Origin of the sequence: Bartonella sp. MR90HLJMH, assembly GCF_042194115.1 — a bacterium.
In the GTDB taxonomy this organism is placed as follows: Bacteria; Pseudomonadota; Alphaproteobacteria; order Rhizobiales; family Rhizobiaceae; genus Bartonella; species Bartonella grahamii.
This window is the reverse complement of record NZ_JBHIMM010000001.1, coordinates 184,669-196,896: the sequence shown is the minus strand read 5'-3', so window position 1 is coordinate 196,896 and position 12,228 is coordinate 184,669. Positions and strand designations below refer to the sequence as shown.

Genomic DNA, 12,228 nt, shown 5'->3' with positions numbered 1-12,228 from the left:
AGATAAAAAAATCACTATTTTTGCCTTTTTTTTGCAAATTTTTCTTGGCAGCAAGACAAAGCCTTGTAAAATGTGTTTCCCACCAATATGGTCGGATCTTATTAGTTAACAGGAGTTTGCGTAAATGATTGGACTCGTGCTTGTAACGCACGGTGAGCTGGCTGTCGAATTTTTACATGCCGTGGAACATGTTGTTGGAGTACAAGAAAAGTTCGCAACAATATGCGTTTATCCCGATGACGATATAGATCAGCGCCGAGGTGATGTTATAGCCGCAGTAACCGATACAGATACGGATCATGGCGTAATCATATTAACAGATGTGTTCGGTGGAACACCATCGAATATAGCTGTTCCTGCTATTGAAAAAGGACGCGTTGAAATGATTGCGGGTGTTAATTTGCCCATGCTTATTAAACTGATTTCTATTCGCAAATGTCCTGATATTTCATTATCAGACGCGTTAAGAATAGCACAAGAAGCAGGGCGTAAATATATTAATGTACCAAGTATGATTTTATAGCGGATAATAAAATACCAATGTTTTCCAAAGATACCCTCCCATGTATAAGTCGTCATTTCAATATCTGTAATAAACGTGGCTTGCATGCACGTGCTTCTGCAAAATTTGTACAAACTGTTGACAATTTTAATGTTACTGTTGAAGTTGAAAAGGATGGAAAAATCGTTGGTGGATCATCAATTATGGGACTTATGATGCTAGCGGCTTCATCCGGTTGTAACCTCACCATTCGTGTTTCAGGACCAGAAGCAACAGATGCTCTTAATGCTCTTGAAAAGCTTATCAATAACAACTTTGGAGAGGAAAACTAACGCTTTCTCACCATAAAATAAGGATGATGATTCTTAGAAAATAGGAATTGTCCATCATTATTTTGAATTTTAATTTCTCTTCCCGCTTTTATACCAATATTCATATCCATTATAGATTAGCATAATTATCATAAATGTAAAAGTTTATAGTAATTTTATTATACTGGAGTTTTTCCTTCCTTTCCTAACATTATTTGATCAATTTGAATAGTTTTGCGTATTACGGCTATTACCCGACTTAATCGTATAATTAAATCTTTACAGAAAAAGAGAACTCTTCACCTTGTATTAGAATATGCTTTATTTTAAGCTAAAGATAGATGTCAAAATAATTTAGCACATCAAAAATCTATCAACTTTTCTTATTTTCTGCTAAATTTGTAGTCTTTATAATACACAAGGAATCTTCCATTGCACATCATTGTGATACAGCTCATGAAAACGCAATTCTTATCGATATCATAACCATTTTTTAAAACGAATAAGCTTTGTACGCTCATAATTATAGTAAGCATTTTTTAGACATTCTTTTTCAATACTATTGCCTTATTTTCTATGGTACATGCCTCGCTTTTATTATCTATATTGTGTTTGGAATAGCATCTTTCATTATAAGGAGATAATATTATGGGTCGTCTATTTAGTGCCCTTCAGATTCCTCAACAAACAACACAACAACTTGTATCGTTGCAAAATGGCTTACCAAAAGCGCAATGGATCAACCCGCAAAATTTTCACGTCACCTTATCTTTTTTCGGTGAAGTTGAAAGTGCTACCGCAGATGCACTTATGCACGCCTTTGATACAATAAAGCTCTCTCCTTTTATGCTACAAATAGATGGTTTTGAAGTTTTTGGTTCAGAAAATGCTCCCCATTCTCTTGTAGTTCGCATTGAACCTTGTGAAAAGCTTAATCTTTTACATGAAAAGATGCAATATATCCGGAATAAATTAGAGTTAAAGCCTGATGAAAGACAATTTATTCCGCATATTACTCTTGCACGAATATTTGATATCAATCTTGAAGATCTTTCTTCTTATCTATCTTTTCAAGATGATTTTTTTATCCCTCCTTTTGAGGTCGATCACTTTGTTTTATTTTCATCGTCATCTCCCTCAAGCGAGGCCGTGTATCTTATAAAAGGAAGTTGGGCACTTCAAAGATAAAAGGGTGTTTATAACACCCTTTAAAAACTCTTTGAGAAAAGACCTCATATATGTGTAATTGCAGGGAATACTGCATTTTATGTTGGAGATTTATTATTGATGTGTTTTAAGCAGAATCAGTTTCAACAGAAGCTTCTTTTGCTCCTCCTTTGGCTACACCCACTATAGCTGGACGTAACACCCTTTCCCCGATAATATAGCCTGCCTGAACAACTTGTTGAACAGTATTATCTGGAACATCGGCATTAGGAATTTCAAACATCGCTTGATGAAAATGAGGATCAAATTTTTGCCCCTCTGGATGGATTTTTTGCACCCCATGACGTTCTAATGCTGCCATCATGGCACGTTCAGTCATTTCAACACCTTCTGCCAATGATTTCAAACCAGCATCACTTTCCCGCGCCCCTTCTGGAATAGCTTCCAAAGCACGATTGAGATTGTCAGAAACCGATAACATATCCCGTGCAAAATTAGCAATGGAGTAAGCCTTTGCATCCGCCACATCTCGCATAGTACGGCGTCGAAGATTTTCCATATCTGCAACAAGACGTAAAAGCTGATCTTTCAGTTCTTTATTTTCATCCTGCAAAGACGCTAAAAGATCACTAACCTCATTGCTTTCTTTTTCAACGTCTTCGTGTTCCTCTGTTTTATGTGTTTTTAAAAATTCATCGGCTGCCTGTTTAAGTGTATTACGATCAGCTGGATTTTTTAAATCACAATTTTCAAATGAAGCGTCAGTAAATTTGTTTTTTTCATCAGACATAAAAATTTTATTCCTTCATAAGATTCGTTATTCTCGATATCGAAATTCTACAGACAAAAATCAAGGGGTATCGATGTATATAATACAATGAGCTTTTATAGTACAAATACTTACCTGCATCGTTTTAACGCAATAACTGTGACACAAGTTGAGCTGTATAATCAACCATGGGCACAATCCTTGCATAATTAAGCCGTGTAGGACCAATAACGCCTAAAGCACCAATGACTCTTTGTTGTGAATCACGATAAGGCGCTACAACTAAAGAAGAACCAGAAAGTGAAAATAACTTATTTTCTGAACCAATAAAAATTCGAACCCCAGAACCTTCATCCGTTAAATCGAGAAGCTGTGCCATACTCTCACGCGTTTCAAGATCATCAAACAAATGGCGTAATCGTTCTAAATCTTCTTCTGCTTTCACATCTTCAAGTAAATTGCTACGCCCGCGAACAATGAGGTGTATTTTATGATCAGCACCTTCTCCTCCCCAAAGAGCTAATCCCGTTTCAACAAGATGATGCGATAAATCATCAAGTGCAGCCCGTGTTTCTGAGCATAAACGTGCAATTTCCTCTTTAGCTTCACTCAATGTTCGCCCCTGAATATGAGCATTGAGAAAATTCGTTGCCTCCGTCAGTTGTGCATGAGTAACCCCTTCTGGCAAATGAACAATACGATTTTCAACTTCACCTTGTTGAGTCACCAAAACGGCAAGAGCGTGCTCCCTATCAAGGCGCACAAATTCAATATGTTTCAATGTTCCTTCTTGTTTTGTTGCTAAAACAAGCCCTGCCCCACGTGAAAGATCTGAAAGAACTCGGCTTGCTTGAACAAGAAAATGTTCAACCGATTGTGCATGACCAGCCTCTTTGACTTGCATTTCAATATTTTCTCGCTCTTCGTTTGGCAAATCACCCGCTTCCATAAATGCATCTACAAAAAAGCGTAAACCTGATTGTGTCGGCATTCGACCCGCAGAAACATGTGGTGCATAAATCAAACCGAGATGTTCAAGATCACTCATCACATTGCGAATCGTCGCAGGTGATAATGTCTGTCGTAAAAGCCGTGAAAGATTGCGTGACCCTACAGGTTCACCATCATTAAGATAAGCTTCAACAATATGGCGAAAAATATCACGTGAACGTTCATCAAGATATTTTAGTTCATTATCAATAGTTTTGTGCTTCATCACAATTGTTTCACTACTTTTAAAATCCTCATCTCTTATATAAGTTTTGCCAAGGTTTGGTCAAATAGTCTAAAGTAGTATAAAAGCATATTATCCTATTGAGCCGTAAAATGCTACCTTTCAGAATGATGATTGATAAATTACGCAGGAGGTATTTTTTGTTAGAGTGTGTGAAAAATATTTAAGATAAGAGTTGATCTATAAAGTGGTCTGCTGTAGGGACTTGCCAAGAGAATTTGACTAAGAGAATCTGGATTGTTTAAAAACCGCTATAAGTAGAAAATTTCACCTTTTAGAGCAAGCCGGAAATTGGAAATTTACCATAAAAGTGCTATCATCAAAAAGACATGCCTTTCATATTTTTGCAAGGTTATCTTTGTACAAGATAAAAAATTTTGTTGGAATAAAATATCATAAAACGTGTAAAATAATCATATCATGTAAAATCAAGCAGAATGTGTGTATATGAGTATTTAAGCTGGTTTTTAGCACAAAAATAGTTCCCCTTTCATTTTTGGAGAAATCTATATGAGAAGCATAGCAGATAAAAAACTTGTCATTTCTACACATAACACCGGCAAACTGCATGAAATCACTACTTTAATTACGCCTTTCGATTTAATAATACAATCGGCAAAAGAACTGGGCTTGCCAGAACCAAAAGAAACGGGAAAAACATTTGAAGAAAATGCTTATATTAAGGCTTTTTCAGCAGCAAAAAAGACAGGACTTCCTGCCCTTTCTGATGATTCAGGCTTAGAGGTAGATGCATTGGAGGGTGCGCCAGGCGTTTATACCGCTGATTGGGCAATTCAAGCCGATGGCACACGTAATTTTCCAAAAGCTATGAAAAAAATAGAAAATGAACTCCAAAAAGTCGGAGCGCGAGAAAAAAGCCAACGAAAATGCCGTTTTATATCCGTCATTTGCATTGCATGGCCTGATGCTCATGCAGATTACTTCCGCGGATGCGTTGAAGGAACATTCTTTTGGCCTCCACGGGGCGACAAAGGCTTTGGTTTTGATCCTATTTTTTTACCAGATGGATATGAAAATACCTTTGGAGAAATGTCAACAGAGCAAAAACACAACTGGAAATGTAATGATATTCCCCCTCTTTCACATCGCGCACGTGCTTTCAAACTTTTGGCAGAAAACCTTTTAGCATTCTCATGAATGAACCTTTTGGCATTTACATTCATTGGCCCTTTTGTGCAGCTAAATGTCCTTATTGTGACTTTAATTCGCATGTTCGCATCCATGGTGTTGATCAACCACGTTTTGTCACCGCCTTTAAGCGCGAAATAGAAACGCAATACCACAAAATAGGCCCACGCCATATTACAAGTATTTTTATTGGTGGGGGAACTCCTTCTCTTATGGAGCCGCGAACTGTCGATGCCCTATTGCAAGCACTTGCAAAAAAATGGGTAGTCGATGATAAAGTTGAAATTACATTAGAAGCTAATCCATCCAGTGTGGAGGTAGAACGCTTTCGTGGATACCGTGCAGCAGGTGTTAATCGCTTATCTCTAGGGATACAAGCGCTCAATGATAAAGCATTGCGCAAACTTGGCCGACTCCATAATGTGGAACAAGCTCTTTGTGCCATTGCTTTAGCACGGCAAATTTTTCCACGTTTATCCTTTGATCTCATTTATGCCCGCCCCGAACAAACCCTTGAACAATGGAAATCTGAACTTGTACAAGCAATTGATTTGGCAGCGGACCATCTTTCTCTTTATCAATTGACGATCGAAGAAGGAACTGCCTTTAAACGGCTTCATGATGCAGGAAGACTTATCCTTCCCCCATCAGAGTTAGCAGCAGATCTGTATCATCTTACCCAAGAAATAACGGCACTGCATGGACTTCCTGCCTATGAAATCTCAAACCATGCAATGCTCGGTGCTGAATCAGCACACAATCTTCTTTATTGGCGCTATCACCAATATGCAGGCTTTGGTCCAGGAGCACATGGACGTTTCATTGAGCACGCACCGAATCATTCCTCTGCCTGTTCAAAAACATTGTCATCACATCTTGAAAACCGCGAACGTTATGTCACAATAAATGAAAAGCATCCCGAACAGTGGCTTAATTTGGTAGAAACAACAGGACATGGCTGTATTGAAACGGAACATTTAACCACTGAACAACAGGCAAATGAAATGCTCCTTATGGGATTACGCCTTTGCGAAGGCTTAGAACTTATACGCTATGAAACCTTAAGCCCTAAACGCATCCCAATGGAAAAACTGATCGATTTACAACACCAAGAATTGATAGAAATGGTGGATAACCAACGCTTAAAAGCGACAACCAAAGGACGTATTGTTCTTGATCACATCATCAGCCAACTCGCAAACTAAAGTTTTTATAACAACATACTTATTTTAATCATAATTATCATTTTTCCTAGCAAAGGCGAGATTAGAATATCGTGAGATTCTCTCATTTCAAAACTATTTATAGTAAATTAGTTACCACCATTTGCTTACACCTTAAAAGTAGAGAAGCGTATGGATAAAAGCTATAAAAAAGAAGTAAAAAGGACTCTTATGAACACCCTTAAGTACTAAAAGCTATCGCAATATTTTGAGCTAGAAAGTGTATGGTGGTCTAACTTTCTTTTTCATAAACGTAAAGATGGTGAGGCACTGTAGACTTTATACATTTCACGGAAAATTTTATATTACACTATTCATAAGCACCGTAGTTGCACGAATGTGACAAATATTGAGAAAATTTCTTTAAAACAAGTATGTGAATGCATAATACGATAATGTATTGTTTTTTATGAAATCGTGGCACCATTTAAAGGACCAGAGAAATAAGCATGAAACCATGCATTAAGCTCTGATTATTTAAAAAGATATTACTCTAGATACTTTTGAAAATCGTAAAACCGAATAAAAAAGGAGAGTAAAAAAGCACGTTGATTTTCACCTTTATACCTTTATGTTTTCCCTCAATGAGGTTGTGGTTGTATGTCTGTTTCAGAGATTACAAAGAATAGATATACACAATACTTTTATCCTATTCTGGCATATAAAAGCTGTTGTCGCAAAAAATACTGAACCAATATTTATTTGAGATACGCGGCTGTATGATTGGTATTGATTTATAGGTCACAGGAAAATCATGAACTTTATTAAACAAACAATGCACTTAAATGGCAAATATACCAGATATGAATCGAGATTGCTTTGTTAGCGAGCGAAATGATAGTAATCCCATATGATCTTACTTGCGTACATGCTTATGAGTGTCTGTACGCGTCCTTTAAGGTTATTTTATTAAAAAATTGAGAATAACACTAGGAAAATCCTTGTCTAAAGAGGTCAACGTGCTGCTACAAAAGAATTTCTGTGTATCTTTATCATAACCAATATTAAAGCTGATTAAATAAGCTCACCTTCTATCTCGTAATGATTTTGCAATGGAAATTTTTGGGGACAAAAAAGAAGGGGAAAATATATGAAATAAAACAAACTTAAAGCGCATCTCTATGGGCTTTACTCTAAGAGAGGCTAATTGAAACAAGAAGTGCCTTTTATGAGAGTGCAGAAACCATATTAAGGCATGAGCTGTGAATGAGCGCATTTATGCTGTACGAATTTTTTACAATAGCAACATGTTTTTGTGTGTCTTTATGGCTTCAACCTGTCATCACACAATTATGATATAAATATTCACTGTTTTCCATATATGATTGCGTATTGACTTCCTTTCTACACTTTAAAGAACGAATATTTTTAATCCAATATGGACTGTAAACAGTTCTGCTTCTTAAAGCAGGTCCCACTTGGCTTTCCAATTATGTAATTCACTTAACTAAAGACTCTACAGGCAAGAATCACAACTTAAGAATATTCATCACTTATTCTAAACCCACTTAATATATTAAGTCTTACGTGTCTCATATTACCACACCTCAAATGGCAATATCTTATGGCACAACAAGATAAAGGTATTTTTGAACCAGCAATCATTTCTTCATGCAAAAAAATCAACAATAAAACGCTCATAAATAGTAGTAAGCGTTTCCACTGCATCAAGGGCTACACACTCATCTACCATATGCATCGTTTGCCCTGGTAAGCCAAATTCAACCACTGGGCAATAATCTTTAATAAACCGCGCATCCGAAGTCCCCCCCGAAGTTGAACATTCTGGTATATTCCCTGTCACACCTTCAATAGCATTGGATAAAGTTTTAACGAGTTTATCATTTTTGGTCAAAAAAACATCTCCCAAACTTGGAATCCATTCAAGCTGATAGTAGGGTAATTGATCATTCTTATTTTTTGGCTGCACCAAAGCAAGGCGTTTTTCAATTTCTGTCATAAGCGTTTCTTTTGTCCAAAGATCATTGTAGCGTATATTAAAACGGATTGTTGTTTGCGCTGGAATAACGTTCACCGCGGGATTCCCCGTATCGATGGTTGTTAGCTCTAAATTACTGGGTTGAAAATTTTCTGTACCTTGATCTAAGGCTTTTAGTGTCAATGCTTGAATAAGCTTATTTACTAAAGGCAATGGATTGGCTGCCCGCTCAGGAAAAGCAACATGACCTTGGCGACCTCTCACGGTAATGATACCAGAAATCGATCCGCGGCGACCAATTTTGATGACATCCCCAACAGTTTTTACGCTTGTTGGTTCTCCGACAAGAGCTGCAGTCCATTTTTCCCCTTTTTGCTCTGCCCATTTCAGAAGTTTTACCGTACCATTAAGTGCAGGACCTTCTTCGTCACCAGTGATCAAAAGGCTTATTGTTCCTTTAATAGACTGTTTTTCTAGAACTCGAGCCAACGCCGCAATAAAACAAGCGATTCCGCCCTTCATATCAACAGCACCCCGCCCATATAATTTTCCCTGATCTATGACAGCTTCAAAAGGTGAATAGGTCCATTCATCCAATGCGCCTGGTGGTACGACATCTGTATGACCTGCAAACATAAGATGGGGTCCTTCATTTCCCATTTTTGCATAAAGATTTTCAACATTATCTGTATTTTTATCCGTAAAAATAGGGCGCTCAACATGAAATCCCATTTTTTTCAAAAATTGTTCCAAAGTTGATAAAGCCCCTGCTTCATGAGGTGTAACAGAAGGACAACGGATAAGTCTTTGTAATAGCTGAAGTGGATCTGTAAGAACAGGCATAAGCTCCCCTTCCCATTTTTTTATAAGTTATCGGAACTTAAGGTTATTACGCTGAATTACAAAAAAGATAAAGCAAAAACATTGAAGACACTCAGCAAACCAAGCAGGGGAGAACAATCGTGCTGAGAGCTTCAATGGCTTCCTCATTATGCATGAGCAAGTACACACACAACAAAACACTCGACAAAAAGTTCCGTTAAATATTGCCTTCATTGGAAAGCTTTTTACGCCTTTAAATTATATGAATCAAAATTAATTGCGTGCAATCTATGAGCATTTTCCTTCAACCAAGCACGATACGTTTTACTATCAGGACATAGTTCTTCACAAAGAGCCCAAAATCTTGGACCGTGATTCATTTCAACAAGATGAGCAACCTCATGAGCAACAACATATTCCACAACTTCTTTTGGTGCCATAACAAGGCGCCAAGAAAAAGAAAGACGCTTATCTATTGAACAAGACCCCCAACGACTTCTCGTATCTTTATAACAAATTGATTTGACTTTACGCTCTACTTTATGGGCATAATGTGCCACCAAAGGTGTTATAATACGTGCTGCTTGTTTTTTCAAAACGTCAGCAACACGCCTTGGCAAATATTCTAATTGACCATAAACGATAATTTGAGGGTCTTGTTCTGCATCTCCTGCAATAATTTCCGTCACCCCACGTCCTTCTCTATGCTTTATGGAATGGCAAACACCCAATAAAGGAATCGTTGCCCCCTCTTTGAGATAAGCATTTTCATGAGAGATTTGTACACGAGCAAGACGTGCCTCAATCCAAGACCGATGCTTTTCAATAAAACTTTGAATCGTACAGAGACTTATCGCTGGTGGTGTTGTTACACAAATCCTCCGTCCGCTCGCATCAATACGTAAGGTAAGACGGCGCGCGCACTTATTTTCCCGCACCCGTACAGGTACAGAGCGATCAGAAAAAATAAAATGCTGTTTAGAAATGCTCATATATTTTTATCTTCATCAATAAATGTACCCCTTATTTTGCATTAATCTGATTAATAAAAGATCTCAATACCGTTTCGAGGCAATCTAAATCTTGCGGACGAGAAAAGCGATGACCTGCATCACGAACAAGTGTCAATGTTACATCATGGAGAGGTAAATGATCAAGTAAAGTCAATGTATGCTGATAGGGAATATCTTCATCTTCCATCCCTTGTAAAATATGGACTGGACACCCAACATCAATGCATCCTTTCATAACACAATTTTCGCGTCCATCTTCAATCAATGTTTTTGTAAAGGGCATTGGCTCTGTATCATCAACTGCAGGTCGTTCAATATAGCCTTTTTCCTCCAAAATCTTCCATTCTTCTGGGCCTAATTTTGGTTCCACCAATGTTTGTGTAAAATCAGGTGCTGGAGCAATCAATATCATGCCAGCAAGCTTCTTATTTTTCTGTGCTAGCATCATAGCAAGCTTTAGCGCAATCCACCCGCCCATAGAGGTGCCAATCAAAATTTGTGGCCCCTCACAATAATTTTCAAAAACCGCTAAACTTTCTTTAACCCAGCGTGAAATCGTTCCTTGAAAAAAATCACCTTCAGATTCTCCATGTCCAGAGTAATCAAAACGTAAGCAGGACAAATCATTCTTCTGAGCAAAACTATCAACCAACATCGCCTTATCCCCTGACATATCGGACAGATAGCCATGAAGCCAAACTAAACCTAGAGAATGGCTGCCTTTGCGATAACGTACTGCAAGTGCGGTGTTCTCAAACGAAAAAAACTGACAAGGAATATTTTGATCCATGATTCTTTATCCTCCATAAAACAATTCCTTTAAATTAAGAGAAAAACTTTTATAATCTAAATCATTCCCAAAAGTAATAAATCAAATAATGAAAAAGACACGAATTATAGTTGTTTTTAGGTGCATAATTGTATATTAAATTAACTGTAGTTGAATCAAAATTAAGGAGCATAAACCATTCGTAAACCGTTTAAAATGACACCTACCCAAAAAGACGGACCACGTTCAAATCAGGATATCCGAGTACCTCATGTTCAGCTTATTAATGATGAGGGACAACATCAGGGGGTTGTTGCGATACAAGAAGCTCTTGCTATGGCTGCAGATGCGGGGCTTGATTTGGTTGAGATTGTACCAAATGCGGAGCCACCCGTATGTAAAATCATCGATTTGGGCAAATTAAAATATCAAACCCAAAAAAAAGCTGCTGAAACACGTAAGAAGCAAAAAGTCATCGAAATCAAAGAGATTAAGATGCGCCCAAATGTTGATGTCCATGATTATGGAGTCAAACTCAAGGCTGTTCATCGCTTTATTGATCATGGTGATAAAGTAAAGATTACTTTGCGTTTTCGTGGTCGTGAGATGGCTCACCAAGATCTTGGATTAAAGCTTCTTCAGCGTGTGAAAGAAGATACAAGTGAAATTGCCAAAATTGAATTGGAGCCAAAGCTTGAAGGCCGGCAAATGATGATGGTGATAGCACCTAAATAGTTTTGCATTAGAATAATATTTGCATGCAACTCATCAAAATAGGCGTATGGCATTATTTAGAAGCACCACATAGAGTTTTTGTGGTGCTTTTAAGGTTTTATAAATGTGTATAAATCCTTTTAAGAGTTTAATAATGCTTTATCGATTTATAAGAAGAATTCGTTATTTTGCATATTAAATTCGTTATTTTGCATATTAAATGAGAAAGCTCAAACATCGTAAGGTCTTCTTATTTCAAGCTCTCTTATCATGCAATGCGGCAAAATTGTTTGCTTACACATCACAAACGGAGATGATACATAAAAATTATTAAAAAAGCAGAAATGTTTTTTGTGAGCTATTTCAAGTGCCAAAGGCTATCACAATATGGAAATTGGTAAATACAATGGTGAAACTCGCCGTTACCTTTTATTGAAAATTAAAAATAATGATGAACAACGAATTTTCACTATACCTTTTACAGAAACTTTGCACTACATTTTTCACTCTCGCCGTCGTGAAATTGATGTGATGAACCTTGAAAGAAAAGGCTATTTTTGTAAAAAAGATTAAGGGGCTTTTTAATTAAGAATGTTTCAATCTTGCATAAAATAAT

Annotated in this window: 12 protein-coding genes; 7 read left to right on the top strand and 5 right to left on the bottom strand. The window is 37.2% G+C overall.

What is annotated here, in order from left to right; all coding sequences use genetic code 11:
• Positions 1-124 precede the first annotated feature (124 nt).
• From ACFIJ9_RS00780 to thpR, 3 genes are all read left to right on the top strand, one after another.
• Positions 125-523, top strand: a complete 399-nt coding sequence (locus tag ACFIJ9_RS00780) for a PTS sugar transporter subunit IIA (protein WP_375635398.1) — start codon at positions 125-127, stop codon at positions 521-523.
• A 17-nt stretch (positions 524-540) separates the two neighbouring features.
• On the top strand, positions 541-834 hold the full coding sequence (locus tag ACFIJ9_RS00775) for an HPr family phosphocarrier protein (RefSeq protein ID WP_012754483.1): 294 nt from the start codon (positions 541-543) through the stop codon (positions 832-834).
• A gap of 627 nt (positions 835-1,461) precedes the next feature.
• Positions 1,462-2,001 carry an RNA 2',3'-cyclic phosphodiesterase gene (thpR, locus tag ACFIJ9_RS00770; protein ID WP_375635397.1) on the top strand — a complete coding sequence of 180 codons (540 nt, stop codon included), beginning with the start codon at positions 1,462-1,464 and terminating at the stop codon, positions 1,999-2,001.
• A 106-nt stretch (positions 2,002-2,107) separates the two neighbouring features.
• Here thpR and grpE read toward each other — a convergent pair whose 3' ends face one another.
• Both grpE and hrcA read right to left on the bottom strand, forming a co-directional pair.
• Complete coding sequence (gene grpE / locus ACFIJ9_RS00765; protein WP_375635396.1) at positions 2,108-2,770, bottom strand: nucleotide exchange factor GrpE; 663 nt, start codon at positions 2,768-2,770, stop codon at positions 2,108-2,110.
• Positions 2,771-2,894: 124 nt separating this feature from the next.
• Entirely contained in the window at positions 2,895-3,965 is a 1,071-nt protein-coding gene (gene hrcA / locus ACFIJ9_RS00760) for a heat-inducible transcriptional repressor HrcA (RefSeq protein ID WP_375635395.1), read from the bottom strand.
• A 528-nt stretch (positions 3,966-4,493) separates the two neighbouring features.
• On the opposite strand from hrcA, the gene rdgB reads away from it, so the two are divergent.
• Positions 4,494-5,141 carry an RdgB/HAM1 family non-canonical purine NTP pyrophosphatase gene (gene rdgB, locus ACFIJ9_RS00755; RefSeq protein WP_375635394.1) on the top strand — a complete coding sequence of 216 codons (648 nt, stop codon included), beginning with the start codon at positions 4,494-4,496 and terminating at the stop codon, positions 5,139-5,141.
• A complete protein-coding gene (gene hemW / locus ACFIJ9_RS00750; RefSeq protein WP_375635393.1) occupies positions 5,138-6,337 on the top strand; it encodes a radical SAM family heme chaperone HemW in 1,200 nt (399 codons plus the stop codon). The genes rdgB and hemW overlap by 4 nt, the downstream gene beginning before the upstream one ends.
• 1,627 nt (positions 6,338-7,964) lie before the next feature.
• Here hemW and dapE read toward each other — a convergent pair.
• The 3 genes from dapE to ACFIJ9_RS00735 all read right to left on the bottom strand — a co-directional run bounded on the left by dapE (position 7,965) and on the right by ACFIJ9_RS00735 (position 10,919).
• On the bottom strand, positions 7,965-9,137 hold the full coding sequence (gene dapE / locus ACFIJ9_RS00745; protein WP_375635392.1) for a succinyl-diaminopimelate desuccinylase: 1,173 nt from the start codon (positions 9,135-9,137) through the stop codon (positions 7,965-7,967).
• A 224-nt stretch (positions 9,138-9,361) separates the two neighbouring features.
• Positions 9,362-10,108, bottom strand: coding sequence for a M48 family metallopeptidase (locus ACFIJ9_RS00740; protein ID WP_375635391.1), 747 nt, complete (start codon positions 10,106-10,108; stop codon positions 9,362-9,364).
• A gap of 31 nt (positions 10,109-10,139) precedes the next feature.
• The gene (locus tag ACFIJ9_RS00735) at positions 10,140-10,919 is read right to left on the bottom strand and encodes an alpha/beta hydrolase (protein ID WP_375635390.1); all 780 of its coding nucleotides are present in this window, start codon (positions 10,917-10,919) and stop codon (positions 10,140-10,142) included.
• A gap of 195 nt (positions 10,920-11,114) precedes the next feature.
• Between ACFIJ9_RS00735 and infC the strand changes: the two genes are divergently transcribed.
• A complete protein-coding gene (gene infC, locus ACFIJ9_RS00730) occupies positions 11,115-11,633 on the top strand; it encodes a translation initiation factor IF-3 (protein WP_026500140.1) in 519 nt (172 codons plus the stop codon).
• A gap of 366 nt (positions 11,634-11,999) precedes the next feature.
• Entirely contained in the window at positions 12,000-12,185 is a 186-nt protein-coding gene (locus tag ACFIJ9_RS00725; RefSeq protein ID WP_375635389.1) for a hypothetical protein, read from the top strand.
• Positions 12,186-12,228 lie beyond the last annotated feature (43 nt).